The 20,810-nt window shown below is 61.3% G+C and carries 17 protein-coding genes; 15 read left to right on the top strand and 2 right to left on the bottom strand.

The genetic code is table 11. The features are described from left to right. Positions 1–5: 5 nt before the first annotated feature. Together FE782_RS14150 and FE782_RS14145 are read left to right on the top strand one after the other, a co-directional pair. On the top strand, positions 6–1,454 hold the full coding sequence (locus FE782_RS14150; RefSeq protein WP_138194868.1) for an aldehyde dehydrogenase family protein: 1,449 nt from the start codon (positions 6–8) through the stop codon (positions 1,452–1,454). 23 nt (positions 1,455–1,477) lie between these two features. Next, the gene (locus tag FE782_RS14145; RefSeq protein ID WP_138194867.1) at positions 1,478–2,641 is read left to right on the top strand and encodes a mandelate racemase/muconate lactonizing enzyme family protein; all 1,164 of its coding nucleotides are present in this window, start codon (positions 1,478–1,480) and stop codon (positions 2,639–2,641) included. A gap of 534 nt (positions 2,642–3,175) precedes the next feature. Here the strand turns inward: FE782_RS14145 and FE782_RS14140 are convergent. Next, positions 3,176–3,781: a Uma2 family endonuclease gene (locus FE782_RS14140; protein WP_138194866.1), complete on the bottom strand. Its 606-nt coding sequence runs from the start codon at positions 3,779–3,781 to the stop codon at positions 3,176–3,178. A gap of 201 nt (positions 3,782–3,982) precedes the next feature. Here FE782_RS14140 and FE782_RS14135 point away from each other — a divergent pair, with 201 nt between their 5' ends. The 8 genes from FE782_RS14135 (at position 3,983) to bshB2 (ending at position 13,029) form a co-directional block, all read left to right on the top strand. Further along, entirely contained in the window at positions 3,983–5,767 is a 1,785-nt protein-coding gene (locus FE782_RS14135) for a sensor histidine kinase (RefSeq protein ID WP_138194865.1), read from the top strand. Then, a complete protein-coding gene (locus FE782_RS14130) occupies positions 5,764–6,840 on the top strand; it encodes a response regulator (protein WP_138194864.1) in 1,077 nt (358 codons plus the stop codon). The genes FE782_RS14135 and FE782_RS14130 overlap by 4 nt, the downstream gene beginning before the upstream one ends. A 105-nt stretch (positions 6,841–6,945) precedes the next feature. Beyond that, complete coding sequence (locus FE782_RS14125) at positions 6,946–8,277, top strand: ABC transporter substrate-binding protein (protein WP_138194863.1); 1,332 nt, start codon at positions 6,946–6,948, stop codon at positions 8,275–8,277. Next, a complete protein-coding gene (locus FE782_RS14120; protein WP_138194862.1) occupies positions 8,274–9,155 on the top strand; it encodes a carbohydrate ABC transporter permease in 882 nt (293 codons plus the stop codon). Before FE782_RS14125 ends, FE782_RS14120 begins: the two co-directional genes overlap by 4 nt. Further along, on the top strand, positions 9,152–9,991 hold the full coding sequence (locus tag FE782_RS14115) for a carbohydrate ABC transporter permease (RefSeq protein ID WP_138194861.1): 840 nt from the start codon (positions 9,152–9,154) through the stop codon (positions 9,989–9,991). The genes FE782_RS14120 and FE782_RS14115 overlap by 4 nt, the downstream gene beginning before the upstream one ends. Positions 9,992–10,013: 22 nt before the next feature. After that, complete coding sequence (locus FE782_RS14110; protein ID WP_138194859.1) at positions 10,014–11,651, top strand: cellulase family glycosylhydrolase; 1,638 nt, start codon at positions 10,014–10,016, stop codon at positions 11,649–11,651. Between the two features lie 345 nt (positions 11,652–11,996). Beyond that, complete coding sequence (locus tag FE782_RS14105) at positions 11,997–12,341, top strand: YojF family protein (RefSeq protein ID WP_138194857.1); 345 nt, start codon at positions 11,997–11,999, stop codon at positions 12,339–12,341. Positions 12,342–12,366: 25 nt separating this feature from the next. Beyond that, positions 12,367–13,029, top strand: a complete 663-nt coding sequence (gene bshB2, locus FE782_RS14100; protein WP_138194855.1) for a bacillithiol biosynthesis deacetylase BshB2 — start codon at positions 12,367–12,369, stop codon at positions 13,027–13,029. A gap of 884 nt (positions 13,030–13,913) precedes the next feature. On the opposite strand, the gene FE782_RS14095 is transcribed toward bshB2, so the two are convergent. Continuing rightward, positions 13,914–14,915 (bottom strand): LacI family DNA-binding transcriptional regulator, encoded by a 1,002-nt coding sequence (locus FE782_RS14095; RefSeq protein ID WP_238392491.1) that lies wholly within the window; start codon positions 14,913–14,915, stop codon positions 13,914–13,916. A gap of 336 nt (positions 14,916–15,251) precedes the next feature. On the opposite strand from FE782_RS14095, the gene FE782_RS14090 reads away from it, so the two are divergent. The 5 genes from FE782_RS14090 (at position 15,252) to FE782_RS14070 (ending at position 20,781) form a co-directional block, all read left to right on the top strand. Beyond that, complete coding sequence (locus FE782_RS14090) at positions 15,252–16,613, top strand: ABC transporter substrate-binding protein (protein WP_138194851.1); 1,362 nt, start codon at positions 15,252–15,254, stop codon at positions 16,611–16,613. Between the two features lie 91 nt (positions 16,614–16,704). Next, positions 16,705–17,586 (top strand): carbohydrate ABC transporter permease, encoded by an 882-nt coding sequence (locus FE782_RS14085; protein WP_138194849.1) that lies wholly within the window; start codon positions 16,705–16,707, stop codon positions 17,584–17,586. Continuing rightward, the gene (locus FE782_RS14080; protein ID WP_138194847.1) at positions 17,587–18,423 is read left to right on the top strand and encodes a carbohydrate ABC transporter permease; all 837 of its coding nucleotides are present in this window, start codon (positions 17,587–17,589) and stop codon (positions 18,421–18,423) included. Positions 18,424–18,452: 29 nt separating this feature from the next. Next, positions 18,453–20,123, top strand: coding sequence for a glycoside hydrolase family 13 protein (locus tag FE782_RS14075; protein ID WP_138194845.1), 1,671 nt, complete (start codon positions 18,453–18,455; stop codon positions 20,121–20,123). 85 nt (positions 20,124–20,208) lie between these two features. Next, the gene (locus tag FE782_RS14070; RefSeq protein ID WP_138194843.1) at positions 20,209–20,781 is read left to right on the top strand and encodes a hypothetical protein; all 573 of its coding nucleotides are present in this window, start codon (positions 20,209–20,211) and stop codon (positions 20,779–20,781) included. Positions 20,782–20,810 lie beyond the last annotated feature (29 nt).

The raw sequence follows: 20,810 nt of genomic DNA, 5'->3' as shown, positions 1-20,810 counted from the left end.
TCGGCATGGAGACGCGCTTGAATTATATCGACGGCGGTTGGACGCCGCCGTCTTCCGGGACGTACGCGGACAACGTCAATCCGGCGGACGTCCGGGAGACGGTCGGCCGCGTGCCGCTGTCGACGCCCGAGGACGCGGACGCCGCCGTCCGCGCCGCGCATCGGGCGCTGCCGGCGTGGCGCGCCGCGAGCGGCGCGGTCCGCGGCGAGCTGCTGCTGCGGGCGGCGCTACTCCTCGAGGAGCGCGCCGAGGACGTTGCGCGTTCGATCACGAGGGAGATGGGCAAGACGCTGGCGGAAGCGAGAGGCGAAGCGCTGCGCGGCGCCGCCATCTTGAAGTATTACGCTTCCGAAGGGCTGCGCGCGAACGGCGAGCATATTCCGGCGTCGGACGGGACGTCGCTGCTCTTCACGAAGCGGCTGCCGCTCGGCGTCGTCGCTTTGATTACGCCTTGGAATTTTCCGGTGGCGATCCCGATTTGGAAAATGGCGCCGGCCTTGGCGTACGGGAACACCGTCGTGCTGAAGCCGGCGACGAATGCGGGCCTTACCGCCGCAAGACTCGCGGAGCTCTTCGACGAAGCCGGATGCCCGCCGGGCGTCGTCAACGTGGTGCACGGCTCCGGCTCCGACATCGGCGGCGCGTTGACGGCGCATCCGCTCGTCGACGGCGTCAGCTTCACCGGCTCCAACGCGGTCGGCGCTCGGATCGCCCGCATCGCGTCGGAGCGGGGGGCGAAGTACCAGCTCGAGATGGGCGGCAAGAACGCCGTCGTCGTCTGGGGGGACGCGGAGCTGGAGCGCGCCGCGGATCTCGTCGTCTCCGGCGCGATGAAGAGCGCCGGGCAGAAATGCACCGCGACTAGCAAGGTCATCGTCGCCGCCTCCGCGAAGGAACGGTTCGCGCAGCTGCTGCTGGAGCGCATCCGCGCGATTCGCGTCGGAGACGGGATGGACCCGAACACATACTTCGGGCCGGTCGCCACGCCGGCGCAGCGGGACGCCGTGCTGCAGGCTATCCGCCGCGGCGCGGAAGAGGGCGCCCGGCTGCTGCACGGCGGCGGCGCTCCGGATCGGCCCGAGCTGCAAGCGGGCTGCTACGTCGAGCCGACGTTGTTCGACCGGGTGACGCCCGAGACGTCGCTCGCGCGGGAAGAAATTTTCGGCCCGGTGCTTGCCTTGATGGAAGCGACCGACTTGGACGAGGCGATCGCGCTGGCGAACGGCACCGAGTACGGCCTCAGCGCGGCGATCTTCACGGGCTCGCTGAAGACGGCGATGACGTTCGCGAACCGCGTCGAGGCGGGCATGATCAAGGTCAACGGCGAGACCGCGGGCGTCGAGTACCAGGCGCCGTTCGGCGGCTTGAAGAAGTCCAGCTCGCATTCGCGGGAGCAGGGGCGCGCGGCGATGGAATTTTTCACGCATACGCAGACGATTTCGATTTCGGTTTGACGGAAGGAGGGAGTGCTTCGCCCATGAAAATTACGGACGTTCGGCTCGACGTCGTCTCGGTCCCGAGGCGCACGGGCTTCGTATGCCAGCACGGGATCGTAAGTCTCGACACGGACGAAGGAATTACGGGAATCGGAGAGATGTCCGACTTCTCGCATCTGCCGAAGTATTCGATCGACGTCGAGGATTTGCGGGCGACCTTGCGCGCGCAGCTCGTCGGACGCGACCCGTTCGATCTCGTCGCGCTCAATCGCGAGCTGGCGGACCTGTTCCCCGAGACGATGTACTATTACGAAAAGGGGACCTTCATCCGCTGCGGCGTCGACCTAGCGCTCTACGATGTCGCGGGGAAGGCGCTCGGCGTCAACGTCGGCACGCTGCTCGGAGGGAGGCTTCGCGACAAGCTGAAGGTATGCTACCCGATCTTCCGGAGCCGCACGCTCGAGGAGGTCGACGCCAATCTGGACGTCGTGCGGAAGCGGTTCGCGCAAGGCTTCGACGCCTTCCGGCTGTACGCCGGCGTCAATCCCGACGCGGACGAGGCGTTCCTCGACGGGGTGCGCTCCGAATTCGGACATCGCGTGACGATCAAGTCGCTCGATTACAGCCACCTGCTCGATTGGAAGTCGGCGCTGCGCGTCACGAAGCGGCTGCTGCCGTATGGCGTGCAGCTGGTCGAGAGCCCGGCGTTCCGGAACGACTTCGAGGGGCTGCGGCACTTCCGCATGGCCGTCGATCTGCCGGTCAGCGAGCATGTCTGGAGCTTCCGGCAGCTGCACGAGATGCTTCGCGGCGACTGCGTCGACGTGCTCAACATCGCGCTCGTCTTCATCGGCGGCTTCGAGGCCGCCCGCAAAGCCGCCGCGGCCGCCGAGGTCGCGGGCAAGGGCGTCTTGATCGGCACGACGCAAGAGCTCAGCCTCGGCACCGCGGCGCAGGCGGTCTTCGGCGCGTCGCTCCCGAACTTGACGACGATCTCCGATCCGACGGGGCCGGAGCTGTACGTCGACGACGTCGCCGTCGAGCCGGTCCGGTACGAGGGCGGGTACCTGCTCGTGCCGGACGCGGCGAAGCCGGGCATCGGCGTGGAGCTGGACCCGGCGAAGGTGGAGCGGCTGCGGTCCGGCGGCTTCGCATGGGGCGCGCAGCGGCTCGCTCAGCTGCAAGATCGCACGAGCGGCGGCTAGCTTGCCGGCGCAGGAAAGCCCGGGGGCGGCGGAATGTTCCGCTCGTCGCCGGGCTTCGCGCGTTCCCCGCTTAAGTACGGGCTCCCGGCCACTCTAGGCCACTTTAAGCGGAATCCTCCGATTATCCGACGGCCGCCTCCCCACCGCTAGATGTTTTTTTTCTTATCGTCGATTTTTTTCTAATTTAGAAAATTATCTACGATGGCCGAAAACAGGTAATCCCGCCGGGGGGGATGCATTGTCAAAAATGCCGCTACCGCCCGCCGAATCGCCGTAACTTCGTGCTGTAACGTCAAAAACGCTGCTGCCGCCCCACTGCTTCATCGTGCCCCTCCGTGGCAGGGGGGGATTGCGGTCGCAGAGGAAACCGGCGTGAACCGGGAACCGCAAGGGCAAAGAAAGTGGCACGAGCAGGATGAAATGGGGATGTGTTTCGGCGGAGTGGGCGAGCGGCGGGAGCGTGCCCAAAGGGTGGCGGGCGGCGAGCGTTCGGCGTGGAGAGCGAGGCCGCGTGGCAAGGGGCGAAAGGCCGCCTCACCGCAGCGCCTCGGGCAGGCTGTCGGCGATTTCTTGCATCGCGAACGCGAGGCAAGGCAGGCGCGGGGAAACGACCGGCTCCTCGCCGGCGTATACGTTCGACAATTCATATTTTCCGTCCGCAGCCAGCATATACTGGTCCAACACGCAAGCGGCCGGATCCACGATCCAATATTCCGGAATGCCGTAAGCGGCATAAGCGCGCATCTTGCCGATCTTATCCCGTTTCGCCGTGGAGGGGGACAGGATTTCGGCGACGATGTCCGGCGCACCTTCGATGCCGCGCTTGGTGACGATATGCAAGTTCTGTCGAAGCACCACGACCAAATCCGGCTGACGCACTTCGCGCGGCGATAAGATCACGTCGAGCGGCGCAGCGAGAATGACGGCCTCGTTCGAACAGGTTTGGGTAATGCGCTTTAAAATTTCCATGCTGATCCACTGATGCGCGGTGTTCGGCCCCGGGCTCATTAATTCCAACCGACCGTCTACGAGCTCGTACCGATTTCCGTCGTCCCAGCTCGCATAATCGTCGTAGGTCAGGTTTTCCTCTCGCAGCATATCCCGTCCGGCCGCACTCGGCTTGTACAAGAATTTGTCCATCCCGACGTCCCCCCTCATTACGCATGAAGAGAATGTTTGTTCCCTCCATTGTAGCATGCGGCATGTACCGCATCCAGATCAATATCGTCCAATGAAAGACGTCAACGCGCTCCAACGCCCCGCCCGCTTCGCAGACAGGATTTCGCCCCGGCGGCGCCGAATACCAACAGACCGAACGACGGGACTGGAGGGCGACGACGCATGTTTATGAGAACGAGCATCCGATATCGCCTGATGCTGCTGATGATCTGCTTGACGACGATTCCCGTACTGATCGTGACGTTAACGGCGACCCACAATACGCGCAGCTCCGTTGAGAAGGAAATCATCGATGCGAATCGATCTCGGATGCTGTGGGCGCAGCAATATTTGGACGAGCTGGTCGAGCGAATCGACGTGTTGTTTTATTCGCTGCAGATCAACCAAACATTGATGGACGGGCTGAACCCGACGGGCAATCCGAGCGTTGGCGAGCAGTTCCGGACGCAGCGGTATATCCAAGAGACGCTGACGTCCGCCTTCTACGCGAACTCGCGGAAGGTGGACGAGCTCTCGCTCTACACGCACCAGAACCAACGCCTCTACTCGGTCAATTTTTCGACGAGCGGACTCATTCATTCCCTCCATATCGAAAACGGCGCCTGGAGCCGCATGACCGCCGGACCGGTGAACTTATACTTCAAGCAGACGGGCGACAGCGTCTCCGCGTTCCACAGCGTCAACCGGTTCGAGGACCGCGCGCTGCTGGGCGGCTTATCGGTCCGCATCAACGACGGCGTCTGGAAGCAGGTCGGCGACATTCTCCGCTCGGAGTCGGACAGCGCCGTCTTCCTGATGAACGACGAAGGCGAGCTGCTGACGGGGTCCTCCTCCGCGGCCGAATACGACGCCGTCCTCGATACGTATCGTAGGACATACGAGGAAGATGCGGCGGGATTCCGAAAGACGGATCGGTACTTCCTGTTCGCCGAGCAGGTCGACGACGGAGCGCTCACGTTGTTGAAAGCGGTTCCCATATCCGCGGTGACGGAAAGCGCGAACGACACGGTGCGCGCCGGCGTCGCCCTGGGCCTCATCTTCGCCGGGCTGTCCGTGCTGGCGTCGATCCTGGTGTCGCTGCGCATCAGCCGCCCGATCGTCAGTCTGGCGAAGACGATGCGCACGGCGCCGATCCGCCACTTCGAGATGACGTCGGTGAACAGCCGGGACGAGATCGGCCTGCTCGAGCGCGGCTACAACTCGATGATCCAGCGCATTCGCGAGCTGATCGAACACGAATATCAGCGCGAGATCGAGGTCAAGAACGCCCAATTGATGGCGCTGCAGGCGCAGATCAATCCGCATTTCCTCAATAACGCGCTTCTTATGATCGGAGGAATGGCGTTGTCGAAGGGCGCGCCGGATATTTACCGCGTCGCGAAAGGGATCGGCGACCTGCTGCGCTATTCGATCGGCTCGGGTGCCGAGACGGCGTCCCTGGGGGACGAGGTCAGGCATGCGCGCAACTACTTGCTGATCCAGGAACAGCGCTTCCTCGGGCGATGCCGAGTGTCGTTCGTCGTAGAGGAGCCGACGCCGAGGCTTCTCGTGCCGCGCTTCGCGCTGCAGCCGTTGATCGAGAACGCCTTCGAACACGGCCTTCAGCCGAAGGAGGGCGCCTGGGAGATCGACATCCGAATTCGGACGGTCGGGCGGCGTATCGCCGTACTGATCCGGGACAACGGCGTCGGCATCGACGCGGCGAGGCTTCGCGAGCTGCGGGAGGAGCTGCGCACCGGCGTCTCGCTGCAGCTTCCGGCCCGGAGCGTCGAAGAACGCGGGGAGCCGCCGCGGCGCAAAGGAATCGGGCTGCGTAACGTGAATGCGCGGCTAAGACTCCATTTCGGCGCGGGAGCGGGCATCCGCATGTTCAGCGAGCCGGGCGCAGGAACGGTGATCGCGCTGGCGCTGCCAATGAACGGCGAGGGGGAGGAGACGTACTCATGAGAACCGTATTGATCATCGACGACGAGCCGTGGGCGCGCGAGGCGGTGAAGGCGCTCGGCGAATGGAGCCGTCTCGGGCTGACGGTGGCGGGCGAAGCGGAGGACGGCGCGCAGGGGCTGGGCTTGATCGAACGACTGAAGCCGGACATCGTCGTCACCGACATGCGGATGCCCGGCGTGGACGGCGCGAAGCTGCTGCAGGCGATGCACGAACGGTATCCGACCTTGAAAATGATCGTGATGAGCGGCTACGACGACTTCGCGTACCTCAAGCAAGCGATCCAGTCCCGCGCGGTCGAATATATGCTCAAGCCGATCGATCCGGACGAGCTGAACGGCGCGCTGGAGCGCTGCGTCCGGGAGTTGGAGGAGGCGGAGCAGACGATAAGCACCTCTTGGCGGTCGCCGCTCGCGCTGCCGGACGCGGTCATGATGGAGCGGTATTTGCTCCTTCGGCAGCGGCTGTTCGGCTCGCTCTTCGAGCTGAACAAGCCCGGGGCGCTGCAGGCGCTCGACAAGCTCGAAGAGCTGCTTCGCGCGGCGTATCCCGACGGGGCCGACGGGCCGATGCTGCGGCAGATATACGCCGACGGCCTGCGAACGCTGCGGGAATTTATGGCGGAGCAGCGGGTAGAGACGCCGGTCGAAGCGTCCCGAGGGACGCCCAAGACCGCGGAAGCGGTCGTGCGCGCGCTGGCCGCCGCCTACGTCGAAGCGATCGACCGCACCGAGGCGAGCCGGCCGAGCAAGGCGAAGCTCGCGATCGCCCAAGTCGCCCGGTACATCGACGAGCATTACGCCGACCCGATTACGCTGGAGTCGATCGCCCTTCGCTTCTACGTGAGCAAGGAGCATCTCAGCCGCTCCTTCAAGTCGACGACGGGGGAGAACGTCTCGGACTACATCGTCCGGAAGCGAATCGAGCGGGCTATGGAGCTGCTCGCCGTCCCGGGGATGGCGACGAAGGACGTCGCTCGGACGGTCGGGTATCCCGAGCTTGCGTATTTCCACCGCATTTTCAAGAAGCGGACCGGGAAGACGCCGGGGGAGTATCGAGCGGAGCGTTGTCCATGAAACCGATATCAATATCGTGCAACGAAAGTCGCTAATTCGCTGGAATGATCGGAACCGAGGGCTCTCTTATACTGGGGATGTACTTACATTAAGGGGGTAACCTTCATGAAGAAAGCGCTTTATACGATGTTGGTTTCGATTCTGCTGCTGTCGCTGCTCGCGGCGTGCAGCTCGGGAGGCGCCGCAGGGAACGAACCGAAGGACGAACCGGCGGCCGCGGATTCGAGCGCGGCCAAGGAGGAGCCGAAGCCGACGGAGACGCCGCCGCCGACGAAGGCGGAGTTGAAGGTCATGCTCGGTCAGCCGCGGTTCAAGGAGTATTTCGAGAAATACTTCGAACAATTCAAAGCGAAGGAGCTCGCGGAGAAAAACATCGAGGTGACGATCGAGCTGGAGATGCCGAATCCCGATCAGGCGAAGCAAGTGCTGCAGGCGCGGCTCGCCTCGAACGACGCCCCGGACCTGTTCGACGTCCACGCCAACGATCTGGCGACGTACCATAGCGCCGGCTATCTCGAGGATTTGTCCGCTCAGCCGTTCGTCGCGACGCTGTACGACGGCGTGAAGCGGCAAGTCACGTTAGACGGCAAGGTCGTCGCGCTTCCGATGGAGAGCTTGTCTTGGGGATACCTGTACAATAAGAAAATTTTCGCCGACAACGGCCTTACGCCGCCGCAGACGTTAGACGAGATGAAGGCGGCCGTCGAGACGCTCAAGGCGAACGGCGTCGCCCCGTTCCTGCTCGCGTTCCAAGAATCGTGGGTGCCGCAGCTGATGACGGCGCTGTCGCTCGGCGGCATCGTGTCGTCGCAGCAGCCGGATTGGATCGAGAAGATGAGCGCGGGGGAAGCTTCCTACGCGGACGTGCAGGCCATTTTCGATATCATCGATCTTATTATGGCGAACGGCACGGAGAAGCCGTTCGAGGTCGGCAACGAAGCGGGCTCGACGGACTTCGCGAACGGCAAGGCGGCGATGTGGGTGCAAGGGCCTTGGAACGCGGAGACGATTCTGAAGGTCAATCCGGATATGGAGTTCGGCGTCGCGCCGCTGCCGGTCAGCAACGATCCGGCGGGAACGATGATCAACCTGTCCACGTCGACGACGCTCGCCGTATCGCCGACGAGCAAAAACAAGGAAGTCGCGTTGGACCTGCTCAACTACATTCTTGACGAGAAGGATTCGTCGGCTCTGTTCCAGGAGCTGAAGTTCAACCCCGTCTCGAGCGCCCATCAATACGAGGTGTTCCCTTGGGTCAACGAAGCGTCCGAAAACGTCGCTCAAGGCAAGGCGTATCAGGATCTGAAGCTGCCGAACGGCGTCACCGACGAGCAGGCGAAGCTGCTGCAGAGCTACTACGCGAAGGAAGTGACGAAGGAGCAATTTATCGAGACGATGGACCGCACGTGGGCCGCGGCGGTGAAAGCGTCGCAATGACGAGGGGCGCGAAGCGGACGGCCGTCCTGCTCGCTTTCGTCCTTCCCGCCTTGCTCTTTTACCTCGTCTGTACGATTGCCCCCGCTTTCGGGGGCTTCTGGTACAGTCTGACGGATTGGAACGGATTGAATCGCGAGTACGAGTGGGTCGGCGTCTCCAACTACGTCGAAGCGCTCCGGGACGACCCGTATTTTCTGGATTCCATTCTCTTTACGCTCAAATACGTGATGTTCATGGTCGTGCTTCAGAACGTCGCGGCGCTGGGGCTGGCGGTGCTCGTGGAGTCGCGGCGCCGAAGCAAGGCGCTGTTCCGCACGATTTTCTTTATGCCCAACATGCTCAGCATGATCGTCGGCGGCTTCATGTGGATGTTCATCTTTACGAAGGCGCTGCCGTTCTTCGCGGAGCGGACCGGCTTCGGCTGGCTCGACCGATCGTGGATCGGCGACCCGACGCTTTCGTTTTATTCCATCCTCATGCTTTCGTTGTGGGGCGGGGTCGGCTACATCATGGTCATCTATATCGCGGGATTGCAAGGCGTGCCCGCACACCTGAAGGAAGCCGCGGCGATCGACGGCGCGAACGCATGGCAGATCGTCCGGCACGTGACGCTGCCGATGATTTCCCCGGCGATGACGATCGGCGTGTTCCTGACGCTCAGCTCGTCCTTCAAGGTGTTCGACGCCGTGTACGCGCTGACGGGCGGCGGTCCGGGCCGGTCGACGCAGGTGATCGCGATCAACATTATGGAGGAAGCGTTCCGGTTCCAGCAGCGGTACGGGTACGCCAGCGCCAAGGCGATGATTTTGTTCCTGATCGTCCTCCTCGTCACCTTGATTCAGCTGCGCGTCATGAAGCGAAGGGAGGTGGAGGCATGAGGCGCTCCGGCCGTGCCGCGGCCGCGTCCCGCGCGGCGATTCTGCTGGCGTTGTCCATGGCGGCCGTCTTCACGCTGTTCCCGATCTACATGGCGCTGCTCAATTCCGTAAAGACCGAAGGCGAGATGCTGACGAACGTCTTGTCCTGGCCGAGCCGGTTGGAGCTGCTCAATTACGCGGATGCTTACGAAAAGATCGATTTTCCGCAAAGCTTCAAGAATACGATCGTCGTCACGGTCATCGGCGTCGCGGGCATCGTGCTGTTCGCCTCGCTCGCGGGGTATAAGATGTCCCGTACGCCGGGGCGGCTGAGCGGAGCGCTCTTCGGGCTGTTCGCCTTGTCCTCGCTCATTCCGTTCCATTCGATCATGATCAGCCTCGTCCGCATCGCCAAAGGGCTTCATCTGCAAGGGACGACGTACGGACTGGCGCTCGTTTATATCGGACTCGGCGTGGCGCTCGCGGTGGTTCTGTACCACGGCTTCGTGAAGTCGATCCCGCGGGAGCTGGACGAGGCGGCGGTCATCGACGGCTGCGGCGAGCTGAGGTTGTTTTCTTCGGTCATTTTCCCGCTGCTGCTGCCGATTTCGGCCACCGTCGCGATCTTGAACGCGCTGTGGATGTGGAACGACTTCCTGCTGCCGCTCCTCATGCTGACGGACAGCGACTATTACACGTTATTGATCGCAACGAACATGCTGTTCGGCGAATACAACAACGACTGGTCGGCGATTTTGGCGTCTCTCGTGCTGACGATGCTGCCGGTCGTCGCGGCGTATTTGCTGCTGCAGAAATATATCCTCAGCGGCATCGCGGAAGGCGCGATCAAAGGCTGACGCGAAGGGGCGAGGCGGTTCTATGGAACGAATGCGAACGACGGAGGTTTCGGGGTTTCTGAGCGCTTCCGGCGCGAAGCTGGCGAACGGCTCGGGCGAAGAAGTGCTGCTGCGGGGCGTCGGCTTCGGCGGCTGGCTGCTGCCGGAGGGGTATATGTGGCGGTTTCCGAGCGGGGGAGACCGTCCGAGGAAGATCGAGCGCATGATCGAGGAGCTGATCGGCGCGGAGAAGGCGGCGAGCTTCTGGGCGCTGTACTACGAGCGCTACGTATCCGAAGCGGACATCCGGGCCGTCGCGGCCGAAGGGTTCAACTCGGTCCGCATCCCGATCCATGCAAGATTTCTTATCGAAAAGGAAGATCCGCTCCAATACCGCGAGAAGCATCTGGAGCTGCTCGACCGCGTCGTCGGCTGGTGCCGGGAGCACGCCGTATACGCGATCTTGGATTTGCACGGCGCGCCCGGGGGCCAGACGGGAACGAACATCGACGATTCCGAGTTCGACCGCCCGGACCTATTTACGAGCGAGCGGAATCGGCGGTTGACGATCGAGCTGTGGCGTATGCTCGCGGCGCGCTACAAGGACGAGTGGATCGTGGCCGGCTACGACTTGCTCAACGAACCGCTGCCGGAGTGGTTTGCTTCTTACAACGACCGGGTAATGCCGCTGTACAAGGACATCGTCCGCGCGATTCGCGAGGTCGACGAGAAACATATGATCATCTTGGAAGGCGTTCATTGGGCGACGGATTGGTCGATCTTCGACGAGAAGCTCGACGACAATCTGATGCTGCAGTTTCATAAGTATTGGAATCCCCCGGACGCGGAGAGCCTTCGGCCGTTCCTCGAGAAGCGGGAGGCGTGGAACGTCCCGATCTTCATGGGCGAGGGCGGAGAGAACAATTGCGATTGGTACGCCGGCGCCTTCGGGTTATACGAGGATCTCGGCATCTCGTGGAACTTCTGGACGTGGAAAAAGATGGACTGCGACAACTCGCCGTACTCGGTCCGGAAGCCGGACGGGTGGCCGCTGTTGGTCGCGTATTTGGAAGGCGGCGCCCGGCCGGACGCCGAGGCGGCGGAGCGTATCTTATGGGACTACTTGGACGCCTTGCCGCTTAGGCGATGCGAGTACCGCCCGCAGGTCGCGAACGCGCTGCTTCGCCGGCCGCCGCTGCGCATTCCGGCCGTGTTCTACGGCAGCAAGGGCGAAGGCGTCGGCTACGGCTTCGGCGCTTCGGCACGGCCGCGCCCGAGGCCGAAGGCGACGGAGGGCTTTCGGGCCGGGGACCGGACGGACATTCGGTTCGTCGACAGCGGCCTGGACCGGCCGAACTTCCAGCACATGGGCGGCGAACCGTGGCGGGACGACGAATGGATGTATGTCCATCTGGAGGAGGGCGAATGGCTGGCGTACGAGTTCGTCGTCCCGGCGGGCGGCGCGGATTCGTATTCGCTGGAATTGATGGTTTCTTCCGACGGGGATGGAGAAGCCGAAATCCGGTTGGACGACGCTCCGGTCGCGTCGATCGACGTCGCGCGGCGCGACTGGCATTCGGCGCGGACGACGGCCTTCCCGGCGGAAGCGGGCGTGCGCCGGTTGACGATTCGAGCGGCTCGGTGCTCGATCGGGTTGCAGTGGTTGTACGTTCATGCGTGATAGTTTCTTCCGAAACGGCGCATAAATAACGACAACCCGCGAAAAAAGGAGGAGCACCCATGAGCGATCAAATTCGCCCGAACGGCTCGCAGCACGCCGCGCCGCCGTCGGACGATCCGAAGAAGCAAGGCCGGTCGGCCGCGAAGAAAAAGTCGAAGTAGATTTTCGGGAGGCTGCCGCATAGGCAGTCTTCCTTCGTTTTCCGCGTCGTCCGCGGACTTGTCGAATCGATCGGAAGATGAGATAGTAAGGATAAGCTGTCTTACGATTGGATCGAACGCATCGTCAAATACAGAGCCGCCGAAAACATAGAAGTCGCGGCAAGCAAGAAAGGAAGTCGTTCACGTGCAACCGATCGAACTTGGCGAAATTCAGCGCCGCATCGATTCGTTAAAGAATCAGGACTTATACCTTCATCTCGAGATGACGACCGGTGCTTATGCCGCCCATTGGGACAGCACCAAGCATCCGGCCGCGACGTTCGTCACGAACGCCGCCGTCCGTTATACCCACGGCTCGATCTCCGGCGCCGGTCCGTACCGCGTCGGTTTGAAGACGGAGCATGGGTGGATTTATTCGGAAGGCTTGACGCATTACGAAGAGACGGAGACGGAACGGTTGCTCTTGGCCGGGCACGACAGCCAAGGCAAGCTGGTCGTCGCTCTTCAATTAAGCGGGCAGCCATTCTAAGCGGACAGAGGAGGTGTACGAACCTATGGAATCAACGGAACGGAAAATTCTAGTCGTGCTGCCGCACCCGGACGACGAGTGCTTCGGGCTGTCGGGCACGCTTTCGAAGCATATACGCGAAGGCGGGTACGTCACTTACGCATGCTTGACGCTTGGGGAGATGGGGCGCAACATGGGCGTTCCCCCGTTCGCGAATCGGGTGACGCTCCCCCGGATTCGTAAGGAGGAGCTGGAGCTGTCGTGCCGGACGATCGGCATTCAAGATCTCCGCTTGCTCGGCTTTCACGACAAGACGATCGAATTCGAGGACAAGGAGCTGCTGGACGGGAAAATTCTCGAGCTTCTTCAGACGTTGCGCCCTTCTTTGGTGTATACGTTCTATCCGGGGTTCAGCGTCCACCCGGACCATGACGCTTGCGGCGCGGCGGTCATCCGCGCGGTCGAGCGGCTGCCCGAGGCCGACCGTCCGGTCGTGCACTGCATGGCATTCTCGCGGGATCATGAACAGTATATCGGCAAGCCGGACGTCGCCGTCGACGTGAAGCCGTTCTTGAAGCAGAAGATCGCGTCCATCCAGGCGCATCGGAGCCAATTCCAAGTGCCCGAGCTGCAGGGGAACAAGAAGCAGCCGACCAAGGAAGTCGAAGAGCGGTTCGGGACGGAGCGGTTTTGGACGTACCGGTTTTAGGGACGGCGTCTGACGAACGTCTCGACCGTTTCTAACGGCTTGCCCCGCCGGCCAGCGGCGCGTAGAAAGTGTGCCCGCATAGGCGATCGGTCTGCAAGTAGGGAAGACGTACGCAAGAGGCGAGTAACTTCTCCCCGAGTGCGGGCATGAAGCACGTATTCGGCGGCCGCTGAGGCGTAGCCCCGGCCGGTTGAGGCGGAAAACTCCGCTTATAAGCGCGGATTCGCAGTTCGCCGGGCGCTATAAGCGGAAAACACCGCTCATAAGCGCGGATTCGCGGTTCGCCGGGCATTATAAGCGGAAAACTCCGCTTATAAGCGCGGATTCGCGGTTCGCCGGGCGCTATAAGCGGAAAACTCCGCATATAAGCGCGGATTCGCGGTTCGCCGGGCGCTATAAGCGGAAAACTCCGCATATAAGCGCGGATTCGCGGTTCGCCGGGCGCTATAAGCGGAAAACTCCGCATATAAGCGCGGATTCGCGGTTCGCCGGGCGCTATAAGCGGAAAACTCCGCATATAAGCGCGGATTCGCGGTTCGCCGGGCGCTATAAGCGGAAAACTCCGCATATAAGCGCGGATTCGCGGTTCGCCGGGCGTTTTAAGCGGAAAACACCGCTTATAAGCGCGGATTCGCGGTTCGCCGGCGCTTTAAGCGGAAAACTCCGCTTATAAGCGCGGATTCGCGGTTCGCCGGCGCTTTAAGCGGAAAACACCGCATATAAGCGCGGATTCGCGGTTCGCCGGGCGCTATAAGCGGAAAACTCCGCTTATAAGCGCGGATTCGCGGTTCGCCGGGCGAAACTCCGCTTATAAGCGCAACTCTGCGCCCCCAGGCGCACCAAAAAACCAGCATCCCCCGATAAGATGGGGGGACGCTGGTTTTTTAGTTCGTGCTCTCCCGAATCGCCAAATAGTGCGTTACGTTGGAGTGCGGCGGCACGCCGGTTTCGCCCTTGATCAGCTTCATCAAGTGGCGGGCAGCGGTCATGCCGACCTCCGTCGCGGAATATTCGACCGTCGTCAGCTTCGGACGGAAGATGGACGACACGAAGCTGCCGTCGAAGCCGAATACGGACACATCCTCCGGGATCCGCACGCCTTGATCCAATAAACAGTTCATCGCGCCGATCGCCATGAGGTCCGTCGCGCAGAACACCGCGGTGGGCAACTCGCCCGTTCCGGCGATCGCGCGCATGGCGCGATAGCCTTCCTCTACCGAAATCTCGCACTCCACCACCCAATCGTCCCGCACGGGCAGCTCCGCGTCGGCCATCGCCTGCCGGTACCCTTGCAGCCGATGCGTGCCGACCGCCATATTGCCGGTGCCGCAAATGATCGCGATGTCGCGATGCCCGCGCTGCGCGAGGTACGTCACGGCTTCGTACGACGCCGTCACGTTGTCCACGTGCACAGAAGGCACCCCCGGCACACGGGATTCTTGTCCCACCAGCACGCACGGAAGATCCGACGACTTCGCGATCTCCGTATGCTCTGCGCCCCATTCGGAGCCGACGAAGATGAGGCCGTTCGGCCGCTCTTCGCTGAACCGGCGCAAATAGTCGAGCTCGGTGGCGGGCGTGCCGTCGGTCAGTCCGATGTCGATGACGTAGCCGTACAACTGCGCGACCCGATGAATCCCGACGATAAACTCGTTCAATACCGTATTGCTGTATTCGGGAATAATGACGGCGATGCGCAGCGACTCGCGATCCGCGGCTTCGCCCCCGCCAGGGATGTGCACGGCGCGGTAATTCGTCTGCCGCATCGCCTCGAGCACCCGGTTCCGCACGTCCTCGTTCACCGGCTTGCTGCCGTTGATGACGCGAGACACGGTCGAGATGGAGACGCCGGCCATGCTTGCGATATCTTTAATCGTTACCTTCATCACGGTTCCTCTCCAAGCTCCGAGTTCGTTATCCCCATGATACCATGCGCCTGATGCGGAATCTAGAATATTCGCCGTTGACCGGGAAAATAAAACGTCATATAATCACCAATGCAGGACAATAATTTTCCCAATACATAGCATTATTAGCGCTTACAGCATGAAAATGAGTGAATATAAACCTGACTTTTCCCGCCAAGACACTTCCATCAGGAAAATATTTTCCCACAATTAATATGTTAGCGCTTACCCGCAACCGAGCCCACCCGAACCGCCGAACCCGAAACCGTTCCGGCGATCCGGACGCTATATATTCCAGACAAGGGGAGTACAAGAATGAAAATGTTCACGGCACGCACGAAGAAACACGGCCTCATCGTCTTATCCGCATTCATGGCGGTCGCGTTAGCGGCTTGCGGCGGAGGCGCGACATCGGGCGGCGACACGACGGCGAGCGAGCCGGCTGCCACCGAGCCCGCACCGGCGGCGGAGGCGAAAGCCCACGAGAAAGCGGCCGAGCCGGTCAACATCATCATCACGAACGGCAAGGGCGAAATTACGTCGCAATGGGAGCAAGCGGCGAAGGACTTCATGGCGGCGAACCCGGACATCACGGTCGAGACGCGTTCCGCGGCCGTCGGAGACGCGCTGAACGTCTTCGACATGATGACGGCGTCCGGCAAGACGGTCACGATCGCCATGTTCGAGCCGAGCGCGGCGCTCAACAAATACAAGGACGTCTACAGTGATCTGTCGAACGAGCAGTGGGTGTCCGAGACGGACAGCGCGCTGAAGAACGAACAAGGGCAAGTCGTCGGCTTCCCGTTCGCGATCGAAGGCTTCGGTCTCGTCTATAACAAGCAAGTCGTCGAAAAGGCGGCAGGCGGCGCGTTCGATCCGTTCTCCATCAATACGCGCGACAAGCTCGTCGAGCTGTTCGACAAGCTGCAGGCGTCGGGCGTAACGTACCCTGTCGCGTACCAGACGGAAAGCTGGTCGGTATCGAACCACTACAGCACGCAGTTCATCAACCAAGCGGCGGATCCGACGGAAGTCGTGAAGCAGCTCGAAGCCGGCACCCTCGATCTCGCAAGCAACGCGACGTGGAACGGCTACTACGACACGATGGACCTGCTCGCGTCGAAGAAGTACAACAAGTACGGCGAGCGTCCGCTCGGCAGCTACTACGACGACGCGCACGTCGCCGTGGGCAAAGGCGAGTCCGCGGTATTGTTCAACGGCAACTGGGCGTACGATTCGCTGCAGGCGGTCGCGGGCGACGACTTCGGCTTCATCCCGGTGCCGGTCGACAACGATCCGGCGAACCCGCTGAACGGCAAAATCGCGGCGGGCGCGACGCAGGTCCTCGTCATCAACAAAGCGGCGAAGCCGGAAGAGCAAGAAGCGGCGAAGAAGTTCCTGAACTGGCTCGTGTATGACGCGGCCGGTCAAGATTTCATCGTCAACAAGTCGCAAGTGATCTCCGCGTTCAAGAACAACCCGAACAAGGTGACGAACCCGCTCGGCGCCGCGATCGGCGACGCCATCGCGAACAGCAGAACGATGCCGTTCAGCACGAACTACGTACTGGCCGAAGAGTGGAACACGATTATCGGTCCGGAAGTGCAGAAGTACATCGTCGGCAAGAACACGCGCGAAGACTTGGCGAAATTCATCCAGAACTACTACGCGAAATAATCGCAACGACGCATGAGACGATCAAACGGGCGAGGCCGCGACCTTGCCCGTTTGATCTTTCCTTATTTTCTAGATATGCAGGAGGAACCTTATGACAGGGAAGAGTAGAATCCACCGTCTCGCCAACCAAGCGTTCTTCATGGGACCGACCGCGCTGTTCTTCGCGACGGCGATTCTGATCCCGTTCGCGTACGGCTTCTATCTGACGTTAACGAGCATTACGTCGCCGGTCAGTCCGGTCGAGTTCGCCGGGTTCGCCAACTATGCGAAGGCGTTCCAGGATAAGCAGTTCTGGGATTCGATGTGGCTGACGCTCAAATACGTGGGCGGAACGATCGCGTTCGTCAACGCGATCGGCTTCGCGCTGGCGTTCCTCGTGACGTCCGGCATGCGGGGCCAGAACTTTTTCCGGACCGCCTTTTTCACCCCGAACCTGATCGGCGGCCTGATGCTCGGCTACATCTGGCAGTTCATCTTCGTACAGTCGCTGCCGTCCGTCGGCGAGAAGCTCGGCATCGAGGCGCTCCGGCTCGGCTGGCTGGGCGACGAAGCGCTGGCGTTCTGGGCGCTCGTCATCGTCACGATCTGGAAGTCGGCCGGCTATATGATGATCATCTTCATCGCGGGCCTCATCGCGGTGCCGCGCGACGTCATCGAGGCGTCCACGATCGACGGGGCCGGGCCGTGGCGCCGGCTGACGAGAATTACGCTGCCGCTCATGGTGCCCGCTTTCGTCGTTACGGTGTTCCTGACGCTGAAGGACGCGTTCATGGTGTACGACCTGAACTACTCGCTCACCGAAGGCGGCCCGTACGGCAGCACGAAGATGGTGTCGATGCACGTCGTACAGAAGGCGTTCGTCGAGACGAATTACGGCCTCGGGCAGTCGGAAGCGATACTGCTGTTCGTCATCGTCGCCGTCGTCACCGGCCTGCAGGTGTATTTCAGCAAGAAGTGGGAGGTGCAAGCCTAGATGCCCGTTCGGAAAATGTCCTCCGCCTCGCTGACGCTCCTGCCGCTGCTCGCGGCGTTCGTCTTGTTCACGTTCCCGTTCTTTCTCTTGATCGTGAACTCGTTCAAGTCGAACGGCGAAATTTTGGAAAGCCCGTTCGCCCTGCCGCAGTCGGTCGATCTCGGCCGCTTCGCAGACGTCGTCGCGAAGATGAACTTCCTGGTCACGTTCAAGAACACGTTCGTCATTACGTCGGTCAGCGTCTTCTTCATCTTGCTGTTCTCGGCGATGACGGCGCACTACCTCGTCCGCAACCCTTCGCGCTTCGCGAACGGCTTCTTCGCGCTCATGGTCGCTTCGATGATCATTCCGTTCCAATCGATCATGATTCCGCTCGTATATATTTACGGCGCGAAGCTGCACCTGATCGACACCGCGCCGATCCCGCTCTTGATCGCCTTGTATATCGGCTTCGGCAGCGCGCTCTCCGTGTTCATCTACCACGGCTTCGTGAAGTCGATCCCGTTGGAGCTAGAGGAGGCGTCGTTCATCGACGGCTGCACCCCGAGGCAGAGCTTCTTCAAGATCGTGCTGCCGATGCTCATGCCGACGTCCGTCACGATCGCCATTTTGAACGTCCTATGGATTTGGAACGATTACCTGCTGCCGTCGCTCGTGCTCGTGAAGGAAGAAGTGTACACGATGCCGATTAAGATGAAGGTATTTAACGGAACCTATATGAATAATTGGGAATTGTTGATTCCGGCGATCTTGCTGACGATCCTGCCGATATTGATCGCGTACCTGTTCGGCCAGCGCTTCATTATCAAAGGCGTCATGCAAGGAGCCATCAAGTAAGCAGCCACGACAAAGAGAGGAATAGACGGATGAAACGGATATGGTGGAAAGAAGCGGTAGCCTATCAAATTTACCCGAGAAGCTTTATGGACAGCGACGGCGACGGCATCGGCGACCTTCGCGGCATCGTCTCGAAGCTCGATTATGTGTCAGGTCTCGGCATCGACATCATCTGGATTTGCCCGGTGTTCGCTTCGCCTAACGACGATAACGGATACGACATTTCGGATTATCAGGACATTATGGCCGAATTCGGCACGATGGAAGATTTCGACGCGCTGCTCGCCGAAGTGCACGCGCGGGGGATGAAGCTCATCTTGGACCTGGTCATCAACCATACGTCCGACGAGCATCCTTGGTTCATCGAGTCGCGATCGAGCAAGGACAATCCGAAGCGCGATTATTATATATGGGCCGATCCGAAGGACGGCGCCGAGCCGAACAATTGGGAGAGCATCTTCGGGGGCTCGGCGTGGGAGTACGACGCTGGGACGGGGCAGTATTTCATGCACATTTTCTCGAAGAAACAACCGGACCTGAATTGGGAAAACGAAGCCGTGCGCCGCGACCTGTACGCGATGGTGAACTGGTGGCTCGACAAGGGCATCGACGGCTTCCGCGTCGACGCGATCTCGCATATTAAGAAGGTGCCGGGCTTCCCGGACCTGCCGAACCCGAAGAAGCTGCCGTACGTGCCTTCGTACGAAGGGCATATGAATCGGGAAGGCATTCACGAATACTTGGGCGAGCTGAAGCGGGAGACGTTCGCGAAATACGACATCGTCACCGTCGGCGAGGCGAACGGGGTGACCGTCGACGACGCGGAGCTGTGGGTCGGCGAGAGCAAAGGGGCGTTCGATATGATTTTCCAATTCGAGCATCTCGGCCTCTGGGGCAAGAGCGCGGAGGGCGGGCTCGACCTGCCGGCGCTGAAGAAGACGCTCACCCATTGGCAGAAGGGGCTGGAAGGCATGGGCTGGAACGCGTTGTTTCTCGAAAATCACGACCAGCCTCGTTCCGTCTCCACCTGGGGCAACGACGACGAATATTGGGCGGCGTCCGCCAAGGCGCTCGCGACGATGTACTTCCTGATGCAGGGCACGCCGTTCATCTATCAGGGGCAGGAGATCGGCATGACGAACGTGCGGTTCGATTCGATCGAAGACTACAACGACGTCGCGATCAAGAACTTGTACCGGCTCGAGCGGGAGAACGGGAAGACGCACGAAGAGATCATGCGGGTCATCTGGAAGAACGGGCGCGACAACTCCCGCACGCCGATGCAGTGGAGCGATGCGGCGAACGCGGGCTTTACGTCCGGCAAGCCTTGGCTGAAGGTCAATCCGAATTACGAAGAGATTAACGTACAGGACGCGATAGAGGATCCTCATTCGATCTATCATTATTATAAGAAGCTGATCGAGCTGCGGAAGGCGCATGCGGTGGCCGTGTACGGCACATACGATTTGATCCTGCCGGAGCACGAGTTCATCTACGCGTACACGCGCACGCTCGGGGACGAGAAGTTGATCGTCATCGCGAATCTGTTTCCGGTCGAGACGACGTTCTCGCTGCCGGAGTCGATCCGTTACAGCCACGGCGAGCTGCTGCTGACGAACGGAGACGTCGACCGGGCGGAATCGCTGCGGAAGCTGTCGCTCCGCCCATACGAGGCGCGCGTGTATCGACTGGTCGAATAGACGAGTCAGGCAAGTCATATGACCGCCGTAACTTCCCTCCCTTCGCCGGCGCGTATACAATGCTGGGGAGGGGGGCGATCCGAGGTTGGCGACGCGGAAGATCAACGTTTATGTATGGTTGTTATTGAGTATCGCAGGTTATATCGCGGCGGGATTCCTGACGCATTTCCCTACAGGGACGAACGAAGTAACGGAATGGATGCTCGAGGGTGCCGTAGGCGGGGTGTTCCAAGGGGCGATCGGCGGCGTCTTGATCGGCGGCGCGCAATGGATCGCGCTCCGGGTGAGCGGGCATCGTTTCGGGGGCCGGTGGATGCTGGCCGCCGTCGCCGGCTTCGCGCTTACGCATGCGGTAGGGGATGCGAGGCCGTTGTCTGTGCATTTCGTTTGGGTGGGGCTGTTTTGCGGCTTGCTGGTAAGCTTCCTGTTCTGGTTGGCGCAAAACAAAGAGGGCAGCGTCTGGCTTTGGTTGGCGACAGGGACGGCGGCCGCTTGCGTCGGCTTCGCCGTCGGGCTGTACGTCGCGGACGCCGTCCTGCCGCCGGGCTGGACGCCCGCCACCGGGCAGCAAAGACATATGATGTACGGTTTGATCATCGGGCTGCTTCAGTCCGTCGCGATGCTGCTCCTGCTGAGGGGCAGAGGCATCGACCGTTAAAGGGTTCACCGAAAAGGGTGCGCGGATGC

The sequence above is a fragment of the Paenibacillus antri genome (assembly GCF_005765165.1).
GTDB classification, from domain to species: Bacteria; Bacillota; Bacilli; order Paenibacillales; family YIM-B00363; genus Paenibacillus_AE; species Paenibacillus_AE antri.
Note: the sequence above shows the minus strand (reverse complement) of the source record. Positions and strands in the feature narration are given on the sequence as shown.